Annotated in this window: 21 protein-coding genes, 1 tRNA gene, 1 pseudogene and 1 riboswitch; of the genes and pseudogenes, 1 reads left to right on the forward strand and 22 read right to left on the reverse strand. The window is 51.9% G+C overall.

Translation table 11 applies throughout. From position 1 onward, the window contains the following. Nucleotides 1-17 precede the first annotated feature (17 nt). The 13 genes and pseudogenes from BQ2657_RS00375 to nifJ all read right to left on the reverse strand — a co-directional run bounded on the left by BQ2657_RS00375 (nucleotide 18) and on the right by nifJ (nucleotide 14,298). Nucleotides 18-1,274: an ATP-binding protein gene (locus tag BQ2657_RS00375; protein ID WP_075578864.1), complete on the reverse strand. Its 1,257-nt coding sequence runs from the start codon at nucleotides 1,272-1,274 to the stop codon at nucleotides 18-20. 222 nt (nucleotides 1,275-1,496) lie between these two features. Then, nucleotides 1,497-1,889, reverse strand: a complete 393-nt coding sequence (locus BQ2657_RS00380; protein ID WP_075578865.1) for an HI0074 family nucleotidyltransferase substrate-binding subunit — start codon at nucleotides 1,887-1,889, stop codon at nucleotides 1,497-1,499. Continuing rightward, nucleotides 1,865-2,173, reverse strand: a pseudogene (locus BQ2657_RS00385) (nucleotidyltransferase family protein); the annotation flags it as partial. The gene BQ2657_RS00380 and the pseudogene BQ2657_RS00385, both read right to left, overlap by 25 nt. Before the next feature lie 158 nt (nucleotides 2,174-2,331). Further along, a complete protein-coding gene (locus tag BQ2657_RS00390) occupies nucleotides 2,332-3,330 on the reverse strand; it encodes a glycosyltransferase family 8 protein (RefSeq protein ID WP_075578867.1) in 999 nt (332 codons plus the stop codon). Continuing rightward, nucleotides 3,327-4,340, reverse strand: a complete 1,014-nt coding sequence (locus BQ2657_RS00395; RefSeq protein WP_232708976.1) for a glycosyltransferase family 9 protein — start codon at nucleotides 4,338-4,340, stop codon at nucleotides 3,327-3,329. The genes BQ2657_RS00390 and BQ2657_RS00395 overlap by 4 nt, the downstream gene beginning before the upstream one ends. Before the next feature lie 50 nt (nucleotides 4,341-4,390). Next, nucleotides 4,391-5,176, reverse strand: a complete 786-nt coding sequence (locus BQ2657_RS00400) for a glycosyltransferase family 25 protein (RefSeq protein WP_083236114.1) — start codon at nucleotides 5,174-5,176, stop codon at nucleotides 4,391-4,393. Further along, on the reverse strand, nucleotides 5,173-6,411 hold the full coding sequence (locus BQ2657_RS00405; protein ID WP_143224811.1) for an O-antigen ligase family protein: 1,239 nt from the start codon (nucleotides 6,409-6,411) through the stop codon (nucleotides 5,173-5,175). The genes BQ2657_RS00400 and BQ2657_RS00405 overlap by 4 nt, the downstream gene beginning before the upstream one ends. Then, complete coding sequence (locus tag BQ2657_RS00410) at nucleotides 6,393-7,322, reverse strand: glycosyltransferase family 8 protein (RefSeq protein WP_075578870.1); 930 nt, start codon at nucleotides 7,320-7,322, stop codon at nucleotides 6,393-6,395. The genes BQ2657_RS00405 and BQ2657_RS00410 overlap by 19 nt, the downstream gene beginning before the upstream one ends. Before the next feature lie 33 nt (nucleotides 7,323-7,355). Continuing rightward, entirely contained in the window at nucleotides 7,356-8,105 is a 750-nt protein-coding gene (locus tag BQ2657_RS00415; protein WP_075578871.1) for a glycosyltransferase family 2 protein, read from the reverse strand. 143 nt (nucleotides 8,106-8,248) lie between these two features. Next, nucleotides 8,249-8,323, reverse strand: a tRNA-Gly gene (locus BQ2657_RS00420). Between the two features lie 23 nt (nucleotides 8,324-8,346). Further along, entirely contained in the window at nucleotides 8,347-8,892 is a 546-nt protein-coding gene (locus BQ2657_RS00425) for an LOG family protein (RefSeq protein WP_075578872.1), read from the reverse strand. A 94-nt stretch (nucleotides 8,893-8,986) separates the two neighbouring features. Further along, complete coding sequence (locus tag BQ2657_RS00430) at nucleotides 8,987-10,591, reverse strand: Na/Pi cotransporter family protein (protein ID WP_083236115.1); 1,605 nt, start codon at nucleotides 10,589-10,591, stop codon at nucleotides 8,987-8,989. Nucleotides 10,592-10,782: 191 nt separating this feature from the next. Next, the gene (gene nifJ, locus BQ2657_RS00435; RefSeq protein ID WP_075578874.1) at nucleotides 10,783-14,298 is read right to left on the reverse strand and encodes a pyruvate:ferredoxin (flavodoxin) oxidoreductase; all 3,516 of its coding nucleotides are present in this window, start codon (nucleotides 14,296-14,298) and stop codon (nucleotides 10,783-10,785) included. A 209-nt stretch (nucleotides 14,299-14,507) separates the two neighbouring features. Continuing rightward, nucleotides 14,508-14,604, forward strand: a riboswitch (TPP riboswitch). 65 nt (nucleotides 14,605-14,669) lie between these two features. Between nifJ and thiC the strand changes: the two genes are divergently transcribed. Further along, nucleotides 14,670-15,977 carry a phosphomethylpyrimidine synthase ThiC gene (gene thiC / locus BQ2657_RS00440; RefSeq protein ID WP_075578875.1) on the forward strand — a complete coding sequence of 436 codons (1,308 nt, stop codon included), beginning with the start codon at nucleotides 14,670-14,672 and terminating at the stop codon, nucleotides 15,975-15,977. Nucleotides 15,978-16,027: 50 nt separating this feature from the next. Here thiC and BQ2657_RS00445 read toward each other — a convergent pair whose 3' ends face one another. The 9 genes from BQ2657_RS00445 to BQ2657_RS00485 all read right to left on the reverse strand — a co-directional run bounded on the left by BQ2657_RS00445 (nucleotide 16,028) and on the right by BQ2657_RS00485 (nucleotide 25,073). Next, the gene (locus BQ2657_RS00445; RefSeq protein WP_075578876.1) at nucleotides 16,028-16,483 is read right to left on the reverse strand and encodes a DUF340 domain-containing protein; all 456 of its coding nucleotides are present in this window, start codon (nucleotides 16,481-16,483) and stop codon (nucleotides 16,028-16,030) included. Further along, on the reverse strand, nucleotides 16,480-17,280 hold the full coding sequence (locus BQ2657_RS00450) for a DUF3100 domain-containing protein (RefSeq protein WP_075578877.1): 801 nt from the start codon (nucleotides 17,278-17,280) through the stop codon (nucleotides 16,480-16,482). The genes BQ2657_RS00445 and BQ2657_RS00450 overlap by 4 nt, the downstream gene beginning before the upstream one ends. Further along, on the reverse strand, nucleotides 17,273-18,610 hold the full coding sequence (locus tag BQ2657_RS00455) for an amidohydrolase (protein ID WP_143224812.1): 1,338 nt from the start codon (nucleotides 18,608-18,610) through the stop codon (nucleotides 17,273-17,275). The genes BQ2657_RS00450 and BQ2657_RS00455 overlap by 8 nt, the downstream gene beginning before the upstream one ends. 160 nt (nucleotides 18,611-18,770) lie before the next feature. Beyond that, the gene (locus tag BQ2657_RS00460; protein WP_075578878.1) at nucleotides 18,771-20,000 is read right to left on the reverse strand and encodes a glycerate kinase type-2 family protein; all 1,230 of its coding nucleotides are present in this window, start codon (nucleotides 19,998-20,000) and stop codon (nucleotides 18,771-18,773) included. A gap of 282 nt (nucleotides 20,001-20,282) precedes the next feature. After that, a complete protein-coding gene (locus BQ2657_RS00465) occupies nucleotides 20,283-21,251 on the reverse strand; it encodes a D-2-hydroxyacid dehydrogenase (RefSeq protein ID WP_075578879.1) in 969 nt (322 codons plus the stop codon). 19 nt (nucleotides 21,252-21,270) lie between these two features. Continuing rightward, nucleotides 21,271-21,669, reverse strand: a complete 399-nt coding sequence (locus BQ2657_RS00470) for a VOC family protein (RefSeq protein WP_075578880.1) — start codon at nucleotides 21,667-21,669, stop codon at nucleotides 21,271-21,273. Between the two features lie 16 nt (nucleotides 21,670-21,685). Continuing rightward, nucleotides 21,686-22,951, reverse strand: coding sequence for an SLC13 family permease (locus BQ2657_RS00475; protein ID WP_075578881.1), 1,266 nt, complete (start codon nucleotides 22,949-22,951; stop codon nucleotides 21,686-21,688). Between the two features lie 10 nt (nucleotides 22,952-22,961). Continuing rightward, the gene (locus tag BQ2657_RS00480) at nucleotides 22,962-23,867 is read right to left on the reverse strand and encodes a hydroxymethylglutaryl-CoA lyase (RefSeq protein WP_075578882.1); all 906 of its coding nucleotides are present in this window, start codon (nucleotides 23,865-23,867) and stop codon (nucleotides 22,962-22,964) included. Between the two features lie 12 nt (nucleotides 23,868-23,879). Then, the gene (locus tag BQ2657_RS00485; RefSeq protein WP_075578883.1) at nucleotides 23,880-25,073 is read right to left on the reverse strand and encodes a CaiB/BaiF CoA transferase family protein; all 1,194 of its coding nucleotides are present in this window, start codon (nucleotides 25,071-25,073) and stop codon (nucleotides 23,880-23,882) included. Nucleotides 25,074-25,120 lie beyond the last annotated feature (47 nt).

Here is a 25,120-nt window from a genome sequence, read left to right on the forward strand (position 1 = left end):
ATTTCCCTCCTTTTGGATTACTGCCGCTGGTAACGGGTACCCCGGCCTTTGCCCACTTTCAGCACGGCCTTTTTCCCCACCAGCCGGTTCAGCAGACGGATGACTTTGGTCTTTTCAAAACCGGTGGCCTGTTCGATTTCCTGCCGGCTCAGCAGGCCATTTTCCGGAAATACGGCACAGATTCTTTGCTCCTCCTGGTCCAAGGGCGGCATGGCATCCACCAGAGGCAGGGTCACCTGGATAATATGATCCGTTACCTGAAAATCCGGTTTGATCCGGCTTTGGCGGTAGGCATAAAGGATCCGCTGGATGCCCGTTCCAAAGGCTTCAATATACCCCAGCCGATAGAACACATTGGCCAGTTTGGGATTCCGCAGAATGGAAATCTGATGATGGAGATATTCTTCCTGGCTGATGCCTGCCGGCAGTCCTCCCGGCGAGGTAATTTCCACCTTGTCCGGATACATGGCCACCCGTATAGCAGTGGGAATATCCCAGGTACGATGGACCAGAGCGTTGGCCATGGCTTCTCTGATGGCCTGACCGGGAATCTTCTCCACCATCCGCCGTTCCACTCCGTCGATTTTCTCCACCTGGTATTCCCGGGCAATCCGTTCCACAGCCTGGTGGAACAGGGACAATACGGAACATCCATGGATTTTGATCCGTTCCCGGATTTCATTGATGGACCGGCCAAAGGCCATCATATCCACCCCCGGAAAGGTATTCTGATCAGAAAAAAGTTCCGCCACATGGGAGAACTTGCCTTCTGCCGTATAAAATCCCAATGTTTTCAATACATCCGTATCCACCTGAGAAACCCCCAGTTGTTTTTCCATTTCCCGGGACAGGACGGAAAAGGTTAAAGAAGAATCCTCCGCCGGCAAATCTTCAAAATACCGGTGGGACCCTTCTAGGATCAACCGGTTTAAAGCCAGGCGGTCCACTTCAAGAGAAGCGGAATCACTCCTTCTATACGCTTTATTTTTGTACAGATATGGTGGATTGTCTCCTTTTCTCACCGTCAAGATAATAGTCTGGTTTTTTTCATTGATTTTCAGCGTATAATCAGGCTGCGGTGAAATACTGTCATTGATTTTATTTTCTATATCCAGACATTTTTGCACGGCTTGGGGAATGCCCTTGACCGTACCATCATCCCGGACGCCAAAAATGATTTTTCCATCCTGATAATTGGCAAAAGCACTGACAGTCTTCAAAAAGGTGTTTGTAATATCTTCCTTATATTCCAATATATTGCTTTCCCGTTCCACAAAATTCCGCCTCCTTTTCTTTTCGATTCATTTGCGTTGCATTAATTATAGCAATGGTTGCAACGCAAATGCAACGTAAATTTTGCGTTGCATTTGCGTTTGCAACGAAAGAAAACCGCAGGGACTGTACAGCCGGCGGCCCGCAGAACACATGAACAGACGATGTATCTGCGGGTGGCCGGACCTGCCGCCCCTACGGTTCCGATTTATACGCTTCTTTTTCTACCTGGCACCGCCTATTTTATCCAGCCAGAACTGGAGCAGCGGATCATACTGGCGGATCCGTTCCACCACCGCTTGGGCAAAAGTTTCATCATAGGTATGAGAGGTCAGATTCCGGTCATCTGCCATCTGCAGGGCCTCCTGGGTCTGCCTCTCATCCAGCAACCCCAGCTCCCGACAGCACCGGATGACTTTTTTAGGCGATGCCGCATCAATGCCTTCCTCTACATAAAGATACTCTTTGACACATTTCCACAGCAATTCAAAAGAAAATTCGAACCGCTGGATCAGGGCATCCCGTTCCACCTCGGATAGGTCCGGTTTAACTGCCAGTTCGTGGAGTTTGGCTAGTGCTCTTTGTGCTGTTTTTATGCGTTCTTGTACTTTTTCCATAAAATACCCTCCTGACGAATTTTCTGCAGCAGTATTTTGCTGGCAAATTGCATATCCACCAAATCTATCCGATACGGAATACTGGACTCTTCTAGTTTTTCCCGCAATGAACAAATACTGGAGGCTATATTCTCTTTGCTTTCTATGGCTATATCTACATCTGAGCTTTGTTTCTGTTCACCCCGTGCCCAGGAACCAAACAGATAAATCTGGACATCCTGCGATGCCATTGAAGACAAAACAAGGTCTTTAATTTGTTCCAAAGCCTTCTGGGATTTCATTTTTCGCTCCTTTTGTTTCTTCTAAATAGCTTTTCTTTTATTATAGCATGGAATAGAAGGACCTTTCGAGTTTCTGTTACACGTTGCATTTGCGTTTGCAACGAAAAAGGGGCTGCCCATATGATAGCCCCTCATTGTACCAATCTATTCTATTGTAACTCTTATCCTATTTTATACCGCATCTTCAAAATCGCATACCAACCCATGCCCCACAGATAATCCATCAGGCTGTCTTTTTTCCGGTACTTGGCCCACTGTTTGAAGTCATGGTAATTTTCCGGTTTTTTGATGGGCAGGGTATTGGTAATGGTCTCCCAGGGAGACAGGGCATTGTACTGCCGCCATTGGGCATCAAAGGGAGCCAGGACCATTTGCCAGGGTTTCCGGCGCCCAGTCCAGTGGATGATCACTCCATCCCCCTTGTCGTCTTCGCCACCCCCGAATTCATTGTACACCGGAGGCAGGAACAGGTTGGTCCCATCGAATGTCAGGTTCAGTACATCCTGGCTCTGGCCCAGGAACCGTTCCCGTGGTTCCTTCTGGAAAGAAAAAGCCTTTTCTGTAATCCCCTGCTTTTCCCATTCCGGGATATTGATCAGCATGATGCCGTCGTTGAAATACTTCCCATTCTTCAATTTCAGGTAGCCGCCTCGATAGGCTGCGTCCTTCGGGCGCTCCGAAACGGCGCCCATGGCCTTGCCTTCCATGGAAAGATCGAACAGATCCTCCAAGGACCGGATCACCATGGTATCCGCATCCAGATACAGGAACCGGTCCGTTTCCGCCTTCAGCACCTTGGCCATGTAGAGCCTGCCGTAGGTGATCCGGGAAAACCGGGCCACTTTCACATGGAAATCCTGGAAAGGTTCCATATCCAGTTCGTACAGAGTGCACCGGCAATGCCATTTTTCTGCCAGCTGTCGGATTTTTTCCCTGTTTTCCCGGCTATATCCATCCGTAAACAGGTGAAACGCAAAAGGATGATCCGGATTGTTTTCCAGCACGGATACTATGGATGCCCCCATGATCTGGAAAAAAGGATCATTCACATTGTAGGCCACATGCCAGGGTTCCCCAGTGTGAAGATCCAGAAAGTCAAAAGTTTCCTGCTGCTGAATAAAATTTTCCAGGGCGAAGAAGCCCGGTTCAAATGTTTTCATGCTGTCTCCTGAAATAATTTTTCTATGGCCGTTTCCACCATGGGAACGGTCACTGCATCCACACAGTCAGATTTGGGACACCGGCTGGGTCCGATGCAGATGTGTTTGCCGGAACAGGGCAGATGACCGCTGACTCCGGCACAGTTTTTTCCCGGTGCCCGATAGATGACTGGGGAATTGAAGGTAAAGATCGTCACCACCGGACAGCCGGCCGCTGCAGCAATATGAGCAGTCCCGGTATCCAAGGTCAGCAGCAAATCCATGCGGCTCAGAAGAGCCGTCAATTCCAGAAAGCTGGTTTTCCCAATCAGATCCACCACGGCCTCCCGGTGTTCCATTCCCTGAAGGATGGCTTTTCCCCGTTCCCGATGGGCCGGGATCCCCGTTAAATACAGGGTGGCCCCATAGGTTTCCGCCAGCCAGTCACAGACCTGGCAGAACTTTTCCACCGGCCAGTCCTTGGTCCGGGAGGTGGTCTGGATGCAAAGGGCAATCTTTTTCCCCGGTACAGGCGCTTTTCCCAACAGCGCCTCCACCCACTGTTCCTGGTCTGGCGCCACGGGTTTCAGACGGGGCGGGACAAATTCTTGGGAAGGATCCTCGAAAAATCCCCGCATCATCTGCTGAAAGCTGGCCGCCATGGAATGTTCCTGATAAGACCAACCTGCTGGCAGCGCCAGGTCCTGGGTATAGAACCATTTTTCCCAGCCCAATTCCCATCCCAGGGCCTGTTCCATGCTGACCCGTTCCGGGATCTGGGCGATCCATTTCATCAGCGTCACCCGTTCCCGTGGATCCAGAGAAATCCCCAGGTCAAAATGGCGCTTGGCCAACTGCCGACCAATCTTCCACACATCCCCATACCCGCCCCCGCTGGTATAGCTGTAGGGAATCACTTCATCCACTCCCTCCAGCAGTTCCGCCACAAAAGCCAGGTTGGCACTGCAGAGATAAGTGATCCTGGCCTCCGGACAGTGTTTTCGGAGCACCGGAAACACCGCGGCAGTCATGATCATATCTCCCATATGCATGATACCGTCAACAAAAATGTTTTTATAGATCATTTCTCATTATCGTCGTAATACAATTCTTGAACATGGCGTTGTAAACGCTTCAGTTGAACCATCATTTTTTCTTTCCTTGATAATCCATTATAAATCTTTTCCACATGTCTGTCTTTTATTTTCTTTACAAACGATGGAGAACGATCCTTGCGGGTCGATATCTGATCAATGACTGATTTTTTAGCCTGTTCTTCATCCAAATAAACCAGCTCGCAATCCGTACAATAGATACGCAGCAGGTTCAACTTCTGATAAATCGCCCATGCGTCAATTTCGAATTTTAAAGGGGTCTGCACGTTAAGGATATTTTCTGCAGCCTTGCGATTGATTACATATCCATGAGCTGCAGACCCTGCCGTAGCTCGCAAGATTGCATCCGTTTCATTCAGTGGATGATATTGTTTTGTATGGGCTTTCACCTTATATAAAATAAGTACGGCTGGATGCTGCTCCTCTTCCATAAAGTTCTTTATGGCCGGCATTAGAGCAAAAAATTTCTGATTCAGGCGAGCATCATCTTCAAAGATGAAAACACATTTTTCTTGGCTCTCCAGCAATTTTCTGTACACTCCCAAGTGGGACAACGCACAGCCAATCTCCCCTTTAGTCAACAAACCTTCATCATTGGTCAATTGTTGCAGCTGCTTTTCTGACAGCTTATTTCCCATAATGGCCTGAAAAAAATTCGGTTCGATTCCCCATTGTTTAAAATGTTCTATGATTTTATTCCGTCTTTCAGTGGCTTGTTCTGCACTGATGACATAATGAAAAAAATCCATCATTGACGAAAACCTTCCTCCCAGGATTTTATACTGGACGCTAAAAAAATTCCCCACATGGCGAAATAAATTCTCATGGTTGACTTGGAATACAATGTATTGTCAACCATTCCATGGATAAAATCAGCCAGACAAAGCCACAATACCGCATAAGCAATATAATTCTCAGGTTCTTTTTGAAGCATCCCCAAAAGCAGCATTATGGTTCCGACAGCAAAGCAAAGATATCCTATTCCACCCAAGAACCCAGCCGTAGAAAAAAATGTAATAATATTATTATGAGGGTTGGGCAAATCCGGTTCTTTAGCCTGGGGTAGAATATAATGTGCCTTGTATTCTTTACTCCATTGCCCAAATCCCACTCCAATTACCGGGTGGTCCATCCACATGGCATAAGAGGCTTTCCAAAGCAGCAGCCGTTCAGCATCGTATTTTCTGCGTGCCAGATTTATGGTACTGAATGCCGTTCCTGCTCCCACAACGCAAAGCAAAACTAAAAAAACAGCTACCAGCCGTTTTCTATTCCAATCTCGCTGCAGCATCCAATAATACGCAGACACCATGACCCAACCGATCAAAGCTCCTGCCATACCCCCTCTGGAGCGAGTCATCCACAAGCATAAACCTGCACAGGCAAAAGGAATTACACCCAGCCATTGCCATTTGGCAGATGACTTTTTCCAAGTATCCCAAAGGAGCCAGCCCAGAAAAGGAAGAAGGCATTCCAGAGCCAGTGCGAAATTATTGGGGCTGGGAAAAGGGCCTTGGAGCCGGACCGGAAAATTTTGGAGAACATGCTGATGAAAAGCAGCCCCACACAGAACCAGAGTCCCACCCCAAAGGCCCCACTGCATATATGCTCTGATGGGCTTTCGCTTGTACTGGAGAGCCATCACCAAAACCCAAAAAGGAATCGAATAAGAAATGAAATTCACTGCACTTTTCATGACGACGGTCTTTCCAGACGCTGCAGCCGCCAGAAAGATAAGTCCCATAAATAAACCATAACACCAAAGCCATACTTTGTGGACAGGTATTGCGATTTTTCTTTTCCGTTTCCAATAAATCAATATAGCAGCAACAACCAATCCCAGACTGATACTGTACCCAGCATTCCATTTTGTACTGCATAAAAAAAATAGATACAGATTGGTAGCTGCCATCAGCAGCCACTGCAGCCGATTTTCTGAACTCATTTTTCTTAAACTCCCCAACTTCCCTAAAACAGTTTCTTCCACAATTCAGCCAGTTTCAGCCGCAGTTCCTGCCGTGTTACAGATTTTCCCCGCATATCCGTTCCTGGCTGGGGCATTCGTGCCCCGGCGAACGCTGTCTGTGCCAGATAGGTATAGTATTTTTCATTGAAATGGCCTTTGGGCGCAAACTCCCAGGGTTTGTACCGGCCTGCCCAATGGAATACGGCTGGGTGTTCCAGGGCTTCCAGTGCCAGGTTCCGCCAGCGGGATTTCTTCAATACTTTCACCGGCAGGGTGAATACCGGCGGGATTACATTCCACCGAAGAGGCAGAGGCTGCCAGTTGTCTTGGAATACCTTGTTCAGCCCGTCCTGATCGTGGTGACGGAAATTCCCCTCTTCTACACACCGGATCACTTGGGGACCATACTGGTTTTCCCGCCAGGCCTTCAGATCCATCACCATCACCCCAGAATTGAAGTACAGCTTTCCCTCTTTGATTCCCAGGGTTTCTTCCTTTTGCCGGCGCATCCGGGAGGAAGCCAGGATTCCCAAGTCGGGTACTGCCCCTAATGGTTTCCCTCCCAGATCCATGTCCCACAATTCCTGGATATCGTCTAGGACCACTAGGTCTGTATCCAGATAAATCACGCGATCCACGTTTCCAGGTACCAGTTCCGGGATCAGCAGCCGGAGATAGGCTGCCCGGTTCACATGGCCGCTGGTATGGGCCTGGATTTCTCTCTGTACCGTTGGGATAAAAGTGATGGACCCTTTCCGTTCAGTCACAGTGGCCGCAATCTCTGCCTGTTTTTCTTCGCTGATTCCATCATCAAAATAGTAAAAATGAATGGGCAGCTTCCCTTTATGGTTTACCAGGATGGATGCACAGGCCACGGCCCCATGCTGGGCATAATTGTCATCAGAAGCCAGTACAATGGAAATTTTCTCCATTTCTGTCACCTCTTTTGCTTGATTTCTATCTTGTCACTTCTTCCTGCAAATTTCCGCCAATTTCATGTATTTCATGGCTGTATAAATACCGTGTTGAAGCGCAGCCACAAAACCCATGCTCCCTTCTAGGAAGCCCCCTTCCAGCACATAGGCCTTTACCATCCCCATCAAGGCATGGCTGGCAGCGGTCCCTGCCGTGGCCACTTTCCCACGCCCATAGGCTTCCTCCGCCCACAGGGTGGTATAGTGCCCGGCTTTGTTCCACCACTGGGCAAAGGTATCGTAGGTATAATGCTCCAGTGGCTCTTTTAGCTTTGTCTCTGGTAAGAGACATTCCGGCCGTTCATGGACCTTACCCACCCAGCAGACCTTTTCCCGGGGAAACAGCCGCTTTACCCGGTCGGGGCTGAAAGCCCCATGGTGGAATTCATGGCCGAAAGCGATGTTGATCCGCCGGAAGGAATACTGATGGTCCAGGCTGCCGGCTTTGATGGTGTTGATTTTTTCCGCCAGTTCCGGTGTCAGCCTTTCATCCGCATCTAAAAATAAGATCCAGTCTCCCTTGGCCTGGGATAGGGCGAAATTCCGCTGGGCTGCAAAATCATTGTCCCATTCCCGGAAGGCGATAGCTGCACCGGCTTCCCGCGCCAGGGACACAGTATGATCCGTGCTCCCGGAATCCACCACCAAAAGCTGATCGGCACAGGGACGGGCAGAAGCCAGGGCATCCAGGATATGACGTTCTTCATTTTTGGTCAGTATGGCTACGGTACAGGTTCCCATGATATTCTCCTTTTTTCTTTACATTTTAGTTTACCGTAAAGGAGGGAGGAAGGCAAGCCAGGAGGGAGATTTTTTGTTCAATATGACAAAAGGGTCATTGCATGTGCGATTTACACACGTGCAACAACCCCTTAAAATTCTTATGGAGCGGAAAACGAGATTCGAACTCGCGACCCCCACCTTGGCAAGGTGATGCTCTACCACTGAGCTACTTCCGCAATTGAATTACTTGTACAGTATATTACAGTTTTGAAAGACTGTCAATATATTTTCCCAACCCATCCAGGTCTTTCAGGAACGGGACTTGGTCCGCCCAGTCTTTCCACAGGAAGCCCTCCCCTGCCATTTCCTGCAGCAGGGTCCTCATGGGCTGCCAGTAGCTTTCATAGTCCAGGAAGGCAAAAGGTTTGGGCACCATGTCCAGCTTATTCAGGCTCATGACTTCTGAAATTTCTTCCAAAGTGCCGATACCTCCGGGAAAAGCCAGAAACAAGTCTCCCAATTCCAGCATCTTCTTTTTCCGATCCGTCATATTTTCGGTGACGATCAATTCGCTGAGGCCCTCATGCTGGAGTTCTTTTTCCATGAAGAACCGAGGTTCCACTCCTACGACCCGGCCGCCCTGTCCCAGAGCTCCGTCAGCCAGTTCTCCCATAAGCCCGGTGCGGCTGCCTCCATAGACCAGGGTATGGCCATGAACGGCGACCCATTGTCCCAGTTCATAAGCATAACGGGCGTATTCCGGACGGTTCCCCGGATTGGCTCCCAGATAAACAGTGATGTTCATATTTTCTCCTTCTTTATTAAAAAGGGACTGTTGCGCTTGCAACAGCCCCTTCCGCCGGCCGCTGACCGTTGCCAGCTGACCGTTGACAAATTTTTTAAAAATCCCCCAGCACCAGCTGAGAAATGTTCTTGCTGTGGTCGCTGACCCGTTTCATGTTGATCAGCAGTTCCAGCATCACAAAACCGGTTTCCGGCGTACAGATGCCTTCGTTCAGCCGTTCCACATGACTCTTCCGCATGGCCTTCTGCTTCAGTTTCACCTGATGGGAGAAGTCCAGGGATTCCCGGGCCAAATCCTTATCCATGGTTTCCAGGGCCTTGATGGCTTTGGTGACAGCAGAAATCACCAGCACTTCCAATTCCTTCATTTCCCGGTTGGCTTCCGGGGAGAAGGTGGTCCCATCTTCCCGCATGCTCCGGACCCGTTTGGCGATGATTTCTGCATGATCCCCGATCCGTTCGATGTCGTTGCAGGCATGGATCAGTCCTGTATGCAGGTTGGACATGTCTTTGGTCATGTTCTTTTCGCTCATCTTGGTGAGATACACGGTGATGGCTTCTTCCAAGCTGTCGATCACCGGTTCATGCTCCAGGACGAATTCCACATCTTTTTTATTGTAATTGTCGACGCAGTTGAAGGATTTCCGAATGTTCTCCAGCGCCAAATCCCCCATCCGGACCACTTCCTTAGTGGCCAGTCCCAGTGCCACAGCCGGAGTATTCAGTACGTTCTTATCCAAGTACTTGGGCTGGTAGGAAATGTCATTGTCTTCCCCTGGCATGATTTTCTTGATGAACCGGGTAAAGTAAGGCGCCAAAGGCAGGAAAATGCACGTATTCACCACATTGAAAGTGGTATGGGCATTGGCAATCTGCCGTCCGATATCCCCAGCCGGGGAAATATCCTTCACAAAAGTGATGAACAGGGGCAGCAGGCTCATGGCAATGATGGATCCGATCAGGTTGAACATCACGTGAGAACAGGCCACCCGTTTGGCGTTCAAGCCACTCTGCAGGGTCGCGATGACGGCTGTGATACAGGTCCCGATGTTATCCCCCAAGATGACAGGGATGGCCCCCTCCAAGGGAATCAGCTCCTGGCTGGCCATGGCCATCAGGATCCCGATGGTGGCGGAGGAAGACTGGATCACCAGGGTCATGCAGAGACCGGTGAGCAGCCCCATGAGCGGATGGGTGGAGAATTTTCCCAGGATCTCAACGATGCGGGGATCCTGCCGCAGAGGAACCACGGAATTGCTCATCATGCTCATGCCCAGCATCAGGATACCGAATCCCAGGAGTACGGAGCCCAGATTCTTCAAGGTTCGCTTCCGGCACACAATCTGCATCACAAAGCCGATGGCGATGATCAGGGTAATGTAATCGGTCAGGTTGAAAGCGATGAGCTGTGCGGTCATGGTGGTTCCGATATTGGCCCCCATGACGATTCCAAAGGCCTGTTCCAGGTTCATCAGCCCGGCGTTGACCAGACCGACAGTCATGACTGTGGTAGCACTGGAAGACTGGAGCACAGCCGTGACGCCGGCGCCCAAAGCCACCCCATAGATGGTCTTTTTCGTCAGCTGCCCCAGGATCTTCTGGAGTTTCGCTCCGGCTGCCTGCTGCAGGCCGTCCCCCATCAGCTGCATGCCGTACAGAAAAAGAGAAATGCCGCCCAAGAATAAGAAAAGCTGAACCAAGATGATCTCCTCCGCAGTTTTTGCGTTTTCAATTGTTCCTATAGATTGAATGAATGGTGATACGAGTAGATTCTACCACATCTCAGAGATTTACACCAGTTCTAAAGTGAAATATGCAACATTCTGAACATTTTTGTGTAAAAAAACTCCTGTCACTTTCGTGACAGGAGTTTTTTTAAGAACCGAAGTGCTTATTCAGCGTCCAGTTTTACATAGCCAGCCAGACGTTCTTCAGCATCTTTCTTGGTCTTGGCATACAGGTCTTCTGCAATGTCAGGGAACCCTTTAGCCAGGGAAGCATACCGTACTTCGCCCTTCAGGAAGTTTTCGAATTCATCGAAGTTCGGAGTCTTGGTGCTATCCAGGAAGAAGGACTTCTTGCCTTCTGCCTTCAGGGTCGGGTTGTACCGGAAGCAGCTCCAGTAACCGCAGTCAACAGCAGCCTTGGCTTCCAGGAAGGAGTGGTTCATGCCTCTCTTGATACCATGGTTGATGCAGGGGCTGTAGCAGATGATCAGGGAAGGACCATGGTAAGCTTCAGCTTCCCGGATGGCCTTCAGAGCCTGGTTCTTATCAGCACCCAGGTTGATCTGAGCTACATAGACATAACCATAGGTCATGGCCATCATGCCCAGGTCCTTCTTCTTGGTGCGCTTACCGGAAGCAGCGAACTGAGCAACAGCTGCTTCAGGAGTGGACTTGGAGGATTGTCCGCCGGTGTTGGAGTAAACTTCGGTATCGAATACCATGACGTTTACATCATCGCCGGAGGCCAGTACGTGATCCAATCCGCCGTAACCGATATCATAGGACCAGCCGTCGCCGCCGAAGATCCACTGAGAACGTTTCACGAAGAACTGTTTGGATTCATACAGTTTTTCCAGTTCAGGTTTGCCGGCTTTTTCAGCTTCCAGCAGTTCAACCAGTTTTTCAGCACGGGCACGAGAGCCTTCGCCTTCGTCCTTGTTGGCGATCCAGTCTTCCATGGCAGCCTTCAGGTCAGCGGAAGCAACCGCTTCAGCAGCCTTCATTTCGTCTACCAGACGATCCCGGACAGCCTTTACGCCCAGATACATGCCCAGACCGAATTCAGCGTTGTCTTCGAACAGGGAGTTGGACCAAGCAGGGCCATGGCCTTTGTGGTTGGTGGTGTACGGCATGGAAGGAGCAGCAGCAGCCCAAATGGAGGAGCAGCCGGTAGCATTGGCGATCATCATACGGTCACCAACCAGCTGGGTAACCAGTTTGGCATACGGAGTTTCGCCGCAGCCTGCGCAGGCACCGGAGAATTCCAGCAGGGGCTGTTCGAACTGAGAGCCCTTGACAGTAGCAGTGGACATGGGGTTGGCTTTCGGAGCGACCTTGTTCACTACATAATCCCAGATAGGAGCGCGGCCTTCCTGAGTAGCGAAAGGTTTCATGGCCAGAGCCTTGTTGCCTTTCATGCCCGGGCAGGCATCCACGCAGTTGGAGCAGCCTTGGCAGTCCATCGGGCTCACGGTGATGCAGAAGTTCAGGCCTTTTGCACCCAGAGCCGGTTTGGTCTTCAGGCCTTCCGGAGCGTTCTTGACTTCTTCATCAGTCAGCAGGAACGGACGGATGGCAGCGTGCGGGCACATGATGGCGCACTGGTTGCACTGGATGCAGTTTTCAATGTTCCATTCAGGAACGTTGATGGCAATACCGCGTTTTTCCAGAGCAGCAGTACCGGACGGGAAGGTACCATTGGCCTGGCCCATCAGGGTGCTGACCGGCAGGCTGTCGCCTTCTTGTTCCGTCATGGGGATCATGATATTGTCATAGAAGTCGTTGCCGATCTTCTTGTACAGCGGTTCATCCTGAGCGTTAGCCCATTCAGCAGGGATGTCGATCTTCTTGATGGCATTGACGCCCTGATCCACAGCAGCGTTGTTCATGTCAACGACCTTCTGGCCTTTCTTGCCATAGGAAGCGACGATGGATTCCTTCAGGTACTTCACAGCATCTTCCACGGGGATGACGTTGGCCAGTTTGAAGAATGCGGACTGCATGATCATGTTGATACGGCCGCCCAGACCGATGTCGGAAGCAATCTTCACAGCATCGATGGTGTAGAATTGGATGTTGTTCACAGCCAGGTAGCGTTTCAGCTGGCCAGGCAGTTCCTTATCCAGTTCTTCAACGGTCCAAGGGCAGTTCAGCAGGAATACGCCGCCTTTTTTCAGGCCGTTGGCTACATTGTAACGATGTACATAAGAAGGATTGTGTACAGCTACATAGTCAGCGAAGTTGATCAGGAACGGCATATGGATCGGGGTATGGCCGAAACGCAGGTGAGATACGGTGATACCGCCGGACTTCTTGGAGTCGTAAGCGAAGTAGCCCTGTGCGTACATATCGGTCTTGTCGCCGATGATCTTGATGGCCATCTTGTTGGCACCGACGGTACCATCGGAACCCAGGCCCCAGAACTTGCAGGATACAGTCCCTTTCGGGGTGATATCCAGGGTCTTTTCTTTCGGCAGGGAGGTGTTGGTCACATCATCCACAATGCCTACGGTGAAGTGGTCTTTGGGTTCAGCAGCCTTCAGGTTGTCGAATACAGCCAGGACATCGCCAGGATAGAATTCCTTGGAGCCCAGGCCATAGCGGCCGCCAACGATCAGAGGCCGTTCAGCCTTGTTGTAGAACATGTCACGGACATCCAGGTACAGAGGTTCGCCGTTGGAACCAGGTTCCTTGGTCCGATCCAGGACAGCAATCCGTTTCACAGTCTTCGGCATAGCTTCGAAGAAGTGTTTTTCGGAGAACGGACGATACAGGTGAACGTTCACAACGCCGACCTTTTCGCCTTCAGCAACCAGCAGTTTGACTACTTCTTCAACGGTCTGAGCGCCGCTGCCCATGATGACAACAACGTTTTCAGCATCGGGAGCACCGGTGTAGTTGAACAGTTTGTAGTCACGGCCGGTCAGTTTGCTGATTTCATTCATATAGCCTTCAACGATTTCCGGCAGAGCCAGATAGTATTTGTTGACGGCTTCACGGGTCTGGAAGTCGATATCCGGGTTTTGGTTGGTGCCGCGGATCACAGGATGATCCGGGTTCAGCGCATTTTCACGGAATTTCTTCAGTTCATCGTAGTCGACCAGTTTTTTCAGGTCTTCATAGTCCAGCAGTTCGATCTTCTGGATTTCGTGAGAAGTACGGAACCCATCGAAGAAGTTCAGGAAAGGAACATGGCCTTTGATAGCGGACAGATGAGCAACTGCAGTCAGGTCCATAACTTCCTGGACGCCGCTTTCAGCCAGCATAGCGAAACCGGTCTGACGTGCAGCCATGACGTCACTGTGGTCACCGAAGATGTTCAGAGAGCTGGTGGCAACGCAGCGGGCAGCTACATCGAATACTGCAGGCAGCAGTTCACCGGCGATTTTGTACATGTTCGGGATCATCAGCAGCAAGCCCTGGGATGCGGTATAAGTCGTGGTCAGAGCACCGGAAGACAGAGAGCCGTGCACAGCACCGGCAGCACCTGCTTCAGACTGCATTTCCATGATTTGTACCGGGCGATCGAAAATGTTCTTCTTGCCATGAGAAGCCCATTCATCACTTGCTTCTGCCATCGGAGAAGAAGGAGTGATCGGGTAGATCGCTGCAACTTCCGTAAACGCATAAGAAGCATATGCGGCTGCGGTGTTGCCATCCATTGTCTTCATTTTTTTCATTTTTAATAGCCCCTCTTTCTAAGAGATACTGACTACGATAGTAAGACTTCCATAGTCCCCCTAGTCGTCTATCATTATATATCAAAATGAACAGAATCTCAAATAAATTTTTTGTTATTTGTAGACAATTTATTGCGAATTGTCTAACTACTTGTAACTCTTCTTTTAAAATTTCTGGTTGCATTCTTTCTGTTTTTTTGTTAAAGTGGAAACATCACTAGGGGCGCTATCGCTGAGAGACCTGACGGTCGACCCTTTGAACCTGATGCGGTTAATACCGCCGAAGGAAAGTGGTGAGGCTGTTTTGTCGGGCCGCTTTCCATCCCAGGGAAGCGGCCTTTTTGTTCTATCCATGAAGGAGGATTTGTTTTATGCTGACCCAAAGACAAGCTGCACTGCAGGGAAAAATCACTGACCAGATGGCGGAAGTAGCCCGCCAGGAAGGGGTAACTCCTGAATTCATCCGGGATGGAGTGGCCAAAGGCACCATCTGCATCCCCGCCAACATCAACCACAAGAACCTGATTCCCCGCGGAGTGGGCGAAGGCCTTTCCACCAAGGTGAACGCCAACATCGGGACTTCTTCTGCTTTCCCGGATCCCGCTCCGGAACTGGACAAACTGAAAGCCGCCATCGATGCCGGTGCTGATGCGATGATGGACCTTTCCACCGGCAACAACATCGATGCGTCCCGGAAGGCCATCATCGAACACTCCACCGTCATGGTGGGTACCGTCCCCATTTATCAGGCTACGGTCCAGGCCATCAAAGCCCACGGCAAAGTGACAGAAATGGATAAAAACGATATCTTCACCGTGGTAGAACGGCAGGCCAAGGACGGAGCCGACTTCATGACCATGCACTGCGGCCTCACCCGCCAGTGCCTCCACAACCTGATCAGTGAGGGACGGGAAATGGATATCGTCAGCCGGGGCGGCTCCTTCCTTTCCGGCTGGATGCTCCACAACGGCAAAGAAAATCCCTTCTATGAATTTTATGACGAAATCCTGGACATCTGCGCCAAGTATGATGTGACCATCAGCCTGGGAGACGGCTGCCGTCCCGGATGCCTGGCAGATGCCACTGACCGGACCCAGATCCAGGAACTGCTGAATCTGGGCGAGCTGACCCAGCGGGCTTGGGCCAAAGGAGTACAGGTCATGGTGGAAGGCCCTGGGCATGTTCCCTACAACCAGATTGCTACCAACATGCAGCTCCAGAAACGGATCTGCCATGGCGCTCCCTTCTATGTGCTGGGGCCCCTGGTCACCGATATCGCTCCCGGTTACGACCACATCACTTCCGCCATCGGAGGCACCCTGGCCGCCTTCACCGGAGCCAACTTCCTGTGCTACGTGACTCCTGCGGAACATCTGGGGCTGCCGGATATCAATGACGTCCGGGAGGGGGTGGTCGCTGCCCGGATCGCCGGTCATGCCGCTGACGTGGCCAAAGGGCTGCCTTCCGCCGTAGCCCAAGACCTGGCCATGGCCAAAGCCCGGAAAGTACTGGATTGGGATAAGCAGCTGAGCCTGGCCATCGATCCGGTCAAAGCCAAAGCCATCCGGTCCGCCAAGAACAAGAGCAGTGAAGAATACTGCTCCATGTGCGGCGACTACTGTGCTGTCAAAATCATGAACGAATACATGGATGAAGTGAAAGCGAAGAAGAATCAATAAAGGACAAAAAATGGGCTGTTGCACCATGCAGCAGCCCATTTTTTGTCCTTTTAAATCTGTCCCAGTGCCTTCAGGATCACTTCGGCGATGACGGCCGAACCCAGATAGGTACCGATGAAGATCACACAGGCCAGGACCACGATCCGCCAGCCCGTTTTCTTAAAGGCATCCATATCCTTCCCGATGGAAATCCCTGCATAAGCCAGGATCGGCGTACACAAGGCCAGGAAGCCTACTTCCTTCATATACATATTGACGATTTCCGAACCTGGGAACCCAGGATAAGTCAGGATGCAGCCCAGGGTGGTGATATAAGCCACTGCCGGGATGCCGCCGGGGAGCACCCGGGCGGCAATGATGCCCGCCAGAGAGATGGCGATCAGGATCACCATGCCGGGCACAGCGTCCAAAAAAGGAATGTTGCTGGAAAGAGCATTGGCCACCAGAGAAAGGAAAGCCGTGATGATGAGGACCAGCGTGGTTTCAGGCAGGGTAAACGTTCTCATTTTCCTTCCTCCTCTTTGGTCAGCACATGACCGTATTTGATGATGCAGCATTTCTTATAGAGCCATTCCGTCATGGGCAGAGCCAGGAACACAGCCATATACACCCCGTCCAGACCGGAAAGCATATTGGAAGCGGTGGCAAAAGCAGCCAGCTGGTCAGCCATTTCCGGATACATGACGGTGAGTGTCCCCAGGGAAGCGGACATCATGCTGGCGCTCCCCACCCCGGAAGCCATGGCCAGGGAATAGGGATGGAAGATCTTCAAGGCAGCCAGGAAAGAAGCCATAATCCCGAAGAACACGGTGCCACAGACAGTCCCTGCAATGTACACGCTCATAACGCCCCGGCCTTCCGGCGTATCCAGGCCGTACTTTTCACCGATCAGGGCCACATTGGGTTCCCGGGCGATGGAATGGGCGGCTCCGATGGTCTCCCGTTTCAGTCCAAAGGCCACTGCCAGAGGCACTCCCAGGAAGACCGTCCCCAGGTTCCCGAATTCCTGGAGGATCAGGGCAGGGCTGGCGCTGATGATCTTCGGCAGGGTGGGCCCCACCAGGGTCCCATAACGGGCCATGAGCAGCATCAGTGTGATGCCTACCAGGGACCCGGCGTCTTCCATATCCTTTTGTTTGGTCAGTTTGAAAAAGTTGGGAGTGGTCAGGATCCCCAGAATCAAGGCATACAGCATGGGGACGAACACCACTTTCCCCGGCCCCAGGCTAAAGGACTTGATACCGATCAGTTCAGCGATGACCACCAAGGCCATGGCCGTAATGTGCAGTTTCCAATTAATCATGGTCGGGTTCCTCCTCGCTGAAATAGCCATCCAGTTTGGCAATGTATTGTTCTTTGGTGAGCGCCGGTTTGAAATCGGCCAGGATTTTCTTGGCTTCCTTGGCATCGTCGCTCAGCAGGTCGATGACCATGCCTGCGAAGGCTTTCCCGGGCAGCAGTGCCGCCGCTTTGAAATCCACCACTTTGAAGTCCGGTCCGTGGAGCAGTCCATCCACCCCACCGATGAAGGGATGGATGGCCGGCATCAGATGGGACACATCCCCCATGTCCGTAGAAGCACTGAAATGCCCCGCATTGGTGATTTTCACCGCTGGGAACGCTTCCTGGGCATTGTGGACGAACAGTTCATTCATTTCCTGGTTGCAGATGAGAGGCAGCTGGCCGGGCAGGGTATCGATGTTCACCTTGGCTCCGATAGCGGCACCTCCTGCCCGGAGGGCTGCATCCACCTTGGCGTTGGTCCGGTCGATGGCATCCATGGTCTTGGCCCGGACATAGGTCTCGATCCGCACATCGTCGGGCACATTGTTCACCAGGTCCCCGCCTTTGGTGATGATGGGATGGACCCGGATAGCATCGTCATCCCGGAAAGTCTCCCGCAGGGCATTGATTCCCATGATTCCCAGCATGGCGGCATTCAAGGCATTGATTCCCTGGTCCGGAGCATCAGCGGCGTGGGCGGCTTTCCCCACATACTGGATGGTCTTGCCGATGAATCCGTTGCTGCTGGTACCGATGGCCACCACCGGCTCCGGAGTCTTTTTCTGGGAATGGATCATCATGGCCATGTCGATGTCATCGAATTCCCCTTCGTAGATCAATTCCCCTTTCCCATGGAGAAAATGGAGCTTCCCCTCCTTCCGCAGCTTTTTCCGGTAAGCAATCTGGACGTATTCTTCCGCCGGCACCCCGAAGAATACCACATTGCCGCGCAAGTCCTTCATGGCCCCGGTCTTAGCCAGCCCGTAGGCAGCTGCCAGCATGGAGGACTGCTGCATATGATGACCGCAGGCATGGGCCGCCCCTGTATCCGGATCCGCTTTGGGATGTTCCGGACAGCCGATGGCATCCAATTCACCCAGGATGGCGATGGTAGGACCTGGCTTCCCGCCCTTCAGCACCCCTTTGACGGCTGTGATGGCCATTCCCTTCCGATAGGGGATCCCCAGTTTGTCGAACTGTGCTGCCAGTTTTGCAGAAGTCTTGAATTCCTTGAAGCCAAATTCCGGCTCAGAAGCCACATCCGCTGCATAATCCTGCAGTTCCTGTGCAGAATCGTCGATCATCTTGAACACTTTTTGTTTCAATACTTCCTTATCCGTGATTTCCACTCCCCTAATGAAAAATGATTGTACGTCCTTATAATACTCTTATTTCACATTTTTATCAACAAATTTGTTTTATTTTACATAAGTAACTGTTTTTGTTACGTTTTGGGTGTAAAAGAAAGGGCTGTTGCACATGCAACAGTCCCTCTCTGTCAGCAGCCCCTCACCCGATCAGCAGCACACTCAGGTCATTCACATTGGTCCCGGTGGCGCCGGTGATCAGGAGGCCTCCTGTCTTTGCTAAAGCGTGGTAGGCATCGTTCTGGTCCAGTACATCAGAAATGGCTATCCCCTGTTCCGCCAGCTGCTGTTTCGTATGGCCATCTGCAAAACCTCCAGCTGCATCTGTAGGTCCGTCCGTCCCATCGCTGCCGAAGGAGAACACTGCCACATTTTCCAGTCCGGCAATGCCTTCCGCCGCTGCCAGCGCCATTTCCTGGTTCCGCCCGCCTTTGCCATGGCCATGGAGATAGACCACCGTCTCTCCCCCAGCCAGTACAGCCAGCTTCTTCCCGCTGGAAGCATACTGCCGTCCGATGGCTGCCAGGAAACTGCCGGCTTCCTTGGCCTGGCAGTTCAGACTGGTGGTCAAGAGGCAGGTTTCATACCCCAGCTTTTCTGCCGCCTGCCGGCCCGCCGCAGCCAGTTCCGTCACGCTGCCGGTGATGACCGTTTCCACATTGTCCAATGCCTTCGGAGTTTCCTCCCGGAGGGCTTGTTCCGCATCGGCCGGCAGCTGGATCTTGAACTTCCGGATGGCAGCCAAAGCTTCCTCGCAAGTGGACGAATCCGGATAAGCCGGGCCGGAAGCGATCATATCCAAGGGATCTCCGATGATGTCGCTGAGGACGATGGCATAGACTTTCGCAGGTGCGCAGAGATGGGCAAATTTCCCGCCCTTCACACTGCTCAGCCGCTTCCGTATGGTATTCATGGAAACGATGTCCGCCCCGCTGGCCAACAGATCGGAGGTAATGGACTGGAGTTCCTGCAGGGAAATCAGCGGTTTTTCAAAAAGAGCTGACCCGCCGCCGCTGATCAAGAACAGCACCGTATCTTCCTCCTGGAGGCCCTGGACCAGTTCAATGGCCCGCTGGGTTGCTTTCAGGGAATTCTCATCGGGCACCGGATGGCCGGCTTCCCAGATTTCCAGAGGGGGCAGAGCTCCCTTGCTGTGGCCGTATTTGGTGATCACGATCCCGGCAGAGATCCGTCCGTCCAGGATCCCCACTGCTGTCTTGGCCATCTGCCAGGCAGCTTTGCCGATGGCTACCAGGATGATTTTCCCTTTGCCGAATCCTTTATGTTCCAAAGCCTTTGCCACAGCCGCATCCGGCAAAGAAGCCCGGATGGCCGTCTGCATGATGGTCTCTGCATCTGTACGTAAGCTCATGCTCTTTTCCCCTTTCAATGTCGTTGTGAACTGGTTCCATTATAGCATATGGAAAAACGTAATACGCAGAAAACCTATCCTCTTCAGAAAGTCATGGTTTCAATGAATCCCTTCTGCTGGAAGCGGTTCGGCAAAAGTTCTGGAAAGGACAGCTGGCCGTTTGCATATCTCGTTTTCTGGGATGTCGCCAATTGCCGCAGTAAGACTGCCATGGCTGCAATGGATCTTTTTTGCGTACACAGCCATACAGCGGCTCCTGCCTTCCGCTCTTCTCCCTTTCCATTACGCGCCGACCTGGTTCACCGGTTTCCCCTGGAGGAAAGCTTCCAGGTTCCCGACAGCGATATCCATGAGCCGCTGCCGGCTCTCTTTGGCGCCCCAGGACATATGCGGGGTGATGATGCAGTTCTTGGCCTTCAGCAGGGGATTGTCACCTCGGATGGGTTCCGTGGACACCACGTCCACACCGGCAGCATATACTTTGCCGGAATCCAGGGCTTCGGCCAAGTCTTTTTCATTGACCAAGGGCCCCCGGCTGTTGTTGATGAGGATGACCCCATCCTTCATCTTTGCGATATTATCCCGGCAAATGATATTTTCCGTTTCCGGGAACAAGGGGCAGTGGAGGACGATCACATCGGAACGGGCGAACAGTTCCTCTTTGTCCACATAGTCGGCGATTTGTTTTCCCGCATCATTGGGATAAGCATCATTGGCCAGGACTTTCATGCCCAGTGCTTTGGCGATCCGTCCCGTGGTCTGGCCGATCCGTCCGAAGCCGATGATTCCCATGGTCTTGCCAGCCAGTTCGATCAGCGGATAATCCCAGAAGCACCAGTCTTTGCAGTTTTCCCAGGCTCCCTGATGGACAGCTTGGTCATGATGGCCCACTCGGTTGCAGATTTCCAGCAGCAGGGCGATGGCAAACTGTCCCACCGCAGCGGTCCCGTAAGTGGGGATGTTGGTCACCACGATGCCCCGTTCCTTGGCTGCCGCCACATCCACCACATTGTAGCCGGTAGCCAGGACCCCGATGAATCCCAGATGAGGGCGGCGGTCGATGACTCCTTTGGACAAGGGTGTCTTGTTGGTGAACACGATTTCTGCATCCCCGATCCGCTGGAGGATCTCTTTTTCATCGGTCACAGAAGTCCGATCGTAGACCTGCAGATTACCCAGCGCTGCCATTCCAGCCCAGCTGATGTCTCCAGGATTCAAGGTATACCCATCCAATACGACGATTTTCTTCATGTTCCATCCTTCTTTCTTTTTAACTTTCTATTTCTGCGTCATTTCCATAAACGCTTAATTCCACCAGATTTCCATCCGGATCCCGGAGATACAGGCTCTCCATGGTCCCGCAGGCTCCATGCCTCCGGCAGGGGCCCGTTTCCACCGGATATCCGGCAGCAAGGACCTCTTTCCGGACCTTTTCCAAGGGGCCTTTGACAACCAGACAGAAATCCAGGCTCCCAGGAGTAGGGCAGGCAGCTGCCGGCAGGAATTCAGCCTTCCGGGTATGGATATTGATTTTTTCCCGGCCGAACCGCAGGGCATAGCGGCCATTGGTTTCTTCCACCGTCATGTGCAGGAGGTCCCGATAAAACTCCAGACATTTTTCCAGATTTCCGGTGGTCAGCACAAAATGGTCCAAGCGTTCGATCTGCATACCCTTTCCCTTCCTTTTACACAAAGATCCTGAACAAGCCCAAAAACGCCAGCAGAGTCAGCAATCCAATAGACCCGATGGCCCACAGGAGCAATTCCAGGAACAATTTTTCCGCTGGATATTTCTTCCCATATTCGGCATCGGTCCCGCAGGCCCCCATGATCACGGCGCCCCCTGTAGAAGCAGGGCTCAAGCCTGCCACAGAATCAAAGAGAGCCACCACGCTGACCAATTCAGACAAAGGGACAGTTCCGCCCAGGTTCTCTCCTACAAGGCCCACAGTTGGGAGCAGCGTGGGGAATACCACCCCTATGGCAGAAGAGAACCAGCTCATGACCCCGGCCAGGAGGCCCATCAGGGCACCGGCGGTGGAAGGGCTCATAGCTCTGGAAATCATCCGGGCCAAGAGATTGATCCCTCCTGTGGCTATGACCAGATTCATCAGGACTCCCACTCCGCAGACCATGATCAGGGTACTCCAGGGAACACTTTTGAAAGCCGTCTTTTCATCTCCGATCCCCAGCAGGATCAAAAGTGCTGTCATCAAGAACGAAGCCAGCCCCACATTCATCCCCAGCTTGAGGACCAATAGGATCATCACCGCTACGCTGCCCAGTGCAATCAGCTGTGCAGCCGTATAATGCAGGTCATCCACCGTCCGGGAAATCTTTTCCGGTGCCTTGACCTGGTATCCCTTATAAAAGAAAAATACCAGTACTGCCAACACCAGTGTACCCAAAAATGTGTCCAAGAGCAAGATGCTATTGGGAACCACGATTCCCTGTTTGCCAAGGATTTCCTGGATCAGGACCCCTTCCGGAGTGATGGGTGAGAAACGGCCGCAGTAAGTCCCCAGGTTCCCCAACAGCAGCAGCATGATGGGGTGATAGCCAGTTTCATGGGCCAAGGGAACGGCCACCGCCGCCGCAAAAGCCATGGCCGGCACACAGCCGGGGCCGATGGCCGCAAATACGAACCCCACCCCATAAACCAGAGGTGGAACCAGCCACACATGGCGTCCGAAGAGACCGACCAGTTTCCGCATGCTCAATTCGATGCAGCCGTTGCTTTGGATGATCCCGAAAAACAGGGTGATCCCCAGGAGGATCATAAACAAATTGGCACTGAATCCGGCAATGATCTTCGCCCCTTTGAACAATCCGGTGCCATAGCCTAGGATCACTGCCCCGGCAATGGCCAACAGCCCCACATTCAGTTTTTTCACGAATCCCACCAGCACTGTGAAGAGCAGGAGCAAAAGTGCAGCCAACCCAATATCCATTTTCTTCTCCTTATACCTGACGGATCACACAGGGTTTCTCCGGAATATTGATCTGATGGCCGCTGAAGTTCCCGTCGATGACAGAGTGGACATATTTGGCAGTCTTCAGCAGAGACGCAAAATCGATTCCTGTATCATACCCGCATTTGTTCAGCATATAGACAAGATCCTCCGTAGAGGTATTACCAGAGGCTCCGGGAGCAAAAGGACATCCTCCCAGCCCGCCGACAGCACTCTGGACACTGTCCGCCCCATTCTGCAGAGCCACATAACTGTTCAGGATCCCCATATTCCGGGTATCATGGATATGGACATTGAATTCATCGGACGGAAAAGCCTTTTTCACAGTCCGGAATACTTTTTCCACCAAGGTAGGATAAGCCAATCCTACCGTATCACAAAGGGTAAACGCCCGGATGCCCAAGACATGGAGTTTCCCCACCAATTCCACCAGCGCCTCCACCGGCATCTCGCCTTCGAAGGGGCAGCCAAAAGCGGTGGCGATATCTTGCGTGATCTTCACATCGGGAAATGCCTGGCGGATCTTTTTCATCTCTTCGATGGATTGGGCTACAGTCCGTTTTACATTATTCATATTGTGGGATTCGCTCAGGGACAGGACTGGAGAAATTTCCGTAAGGCCTGCTTCCACAGCCAGCCTGGCCCCGGTGAAATTGGGGACCAGGGCGAACAGTTTGTTTTTGGGATATTTTGCCAAGCAGTGTTCCACCACCTGACGGCAGTCCCGGAGCTGCGGAATTGCTTTGGGACTGACAAAGGAAGTGATCTGGATCTTCTGGAAGCCTGCAGCCACCAGCTGATCGATGATACGCAGTTTTGTTTCCGTAGGAATGAATTCTTTCACATTCTGGAATCCGTCTCTCGGTCCGATTTCTACCACTTTGACTTTTTTCATGATTGCCACCCCTTAAAATACGCCTTTTTTCAATGCATCCAAATACTCTTCATGGGTCATCCCCAGTTTTTTCTGGAGGATCAGTTCCGTGTGCTGGCCCAAAGTAGGCGCCGGGCGGGTAATGGAGACCTTTTCATGGGTGAACTTCAGCTGGCTGCCTGTAACCTTGATTTTTCCAGCTACTGGATGTTCCATTTCCACAAACATTTCCCGTGCTCCAGCAATGTGGGGATCTTTGACCACCCGGTCGATGGTATTGACCGGAGAAGAAGGGATGCCCGCTTTCAGCATGATATCCACAATGTCATCGATGTTCCGTTCCCGGGTCCAGGCTTCGATGATTTCTTTCAGCGGTCCATGGTTTTCCACCCGCTTGATATTGGTGGCAAACCGTTCTTCTTCCAGCGCCGGGATCTTCAAGACTCCTTTCAGCAGATTGTAGAGTTTGTCATTCCCGCAGGCAATGATGACCATGCCGTCTTTGGCATCGAAGGAATCATAAGGATAAATGGCTTCATACCGATTGCCGATCCGGGTAGGGATCCTGCCGGTGCACAGGTAAATCATATTGATGATTTCCAGCGAGGAAACCATGGAATCCACCAGGGCCACATCCACTTTGTCCCCCTTGCCCGTTTTCAGCCGATGGGCATAGGCTGCCAGGACGCCCACACAGCAGCTGACTCCGCCCATCACATCGGAAATTGCAGTACCAGTCCGGGTGGGTTTTCCTCCCGGCCAACCGGTGGTACTCATCAGTCCGCTCATGGCCTGTCCCAGGATGTCATAGCCTGGCCGCTGGGAATACGGTCCATAGTCGCCGAAGCCAGAAACAGCTCCGTACACAATGGCCGGATTGATTTTTTGGAGTTCTTCATACCCCAGCCCCAGTTTTTCCATGACCCCCGGGCGGAAATTTTCCAGGACGATATCACTTTGCTTCACCAGTTCCCGGAAGATTTCCTTCCCCTTTTCACTTTTCAGGTTCAGGGTCATGCCCCATTTATTGCGGTTCAGATTCATAAAATAGGCACTTTCACCATGGACGATGGGAGCATTTTTCCGGGAGTCATCGCCTCTTCCCGGCATTTCGATCTTAATGACTTCTGCCCCCATATCTGCCAGCATCATCCCGCAGTAAGGTCCGGCCAACACCCGTGTCAGATCCAGTACTTTCACTCCATCCAGCATGCCTTTTCCGTTCATTTTCATTTCTCCTTTCAGAATGGATTCTTGTCTGCCCCGTTTTATTG

The organism is Acidaminococcus massiliensis (assembly GCF_900095825.1).
Classification (GTDB): domain Bacteria; phylum Bacillota; class Negativicutes; order Acidaminococcales; family Acidaminococcaceae; genus Acidaminococcus; species Acidaminococcus massiliensis.

Coding starts and splice junctions, on each gene's coding strand:
- BQ2657_RS00380 (WP_075578865.1), bottom strand. CDS start 1,889: ATGGAAAAAGTACAAGAACGCATAAAAACAGCACAAAGAGCACTAGCC.
- BQ2657_RS00390 (WP_075578867.1), bottom strand. CDS start 3,330: ATGAAAACATTTGAACCGGGCTTCTTCGCCCTGGAAAATTTTATTCAG.
- BQ2657_RS00395 (WP_232708976.1), bottom strand. CDS start 4,340: ATGACTGCCGCGGTGTTTCCGGTGCTCCGAAAACACTGTCCGGAGGCC.
- BQ2657_RS00400 (WP_083236114.1), bottom strand. CDS start 5,176: ATGATGGATTTTTTTCATTATGTCATCAGTGCAGAACAAGCCACTGAA.
- BQ2657_RS00410 (WP_075578870.1), bottom strand. CDS start 7,322: ATGGAGAAAATTTCCATTGTACTGGCTTCTGATGACAATTATGCCCAG.
- BQ2657_RS00415 (WP_075578871.1), bottom strand. CDS start 8,105: ATGGGAACCTGTACCGTAGCCATACTGACCAAAAATGAAGAACGTCAT.
- BQ2657_RS00425 (WP_075578872.1), bottom strand. CDS start 8,892: ATGAACATCACTGTTTATCTGGGAGCCAATCCGGGGAACCGTCCGGAA.
- nifJ (WP_075578874.1), bottom strand. CDS start 14,298: ATGAAAAAAATGAAGACAATGGATGGCAACACCGCAGCCGCATATGCT.
- thiC (WP_075578875.1), top strand. CDS start 14,670: ATGCTGACCCAAAGACAAGCTGCACTGCAGGGAAAAATCACTGACCAG.
- BQ2657_RS00445 (WP_075578876.1), bottom strand. CDS start 16,483: ATGAGAACGTTTACCCTGCCTGAAACCACGCTGGTCCTCATCATCACG.
- BQ2657_RS00450 (WP_075578877.1), bottom strand. CDS start 17,280: ATGATTAATTGGAAACTGCACATTACGGCCATGGCCTTGGTGGTCATC.
- BQ2657_RS00460 (WP_075578878.1), bottom strand. CDS start 20,000: ATGAGCTTACGTACAGATGCAGAGACCATCATGCAGACGGCCATCCGG.
- BQ2657_RS00465 (WP_075578879.1), bottom strand. CDS start 21,251: ATGAAGAAAATCGTCGTATTGGATGGGTATACCTTGAATCCTGGAGAC.
- BQ2657_RS00470 (WP_075578880.1), bottom strand. CDS start 21,669: ATGCAGATCGAACGCTTGGACCATTTTGTGCTGACCACCGGAAATCTG.
- BQ2657_RS00475 (WP_075578881.1), bottom strand. CDS start 22,951: ATGGATATTGGGTTGGCTGCACTTTTGCTCCTGCTCTTCACAGTGCTG.
- BQ2657_RS00480 (WP_075578882.1), bottom strand. CDS start 23,867: ATGAAAAAAGTCAAAGTGGTAGAAATCGGACCGAGAGACGGATTCCAG.
- BQ2657_RS00485 (WP_075578883.1), bottom strand. CDS start 25,073: ATGAACGGAAAAGGCATGCTGGATGGAGTGAAAGTACTGGATCTGACA.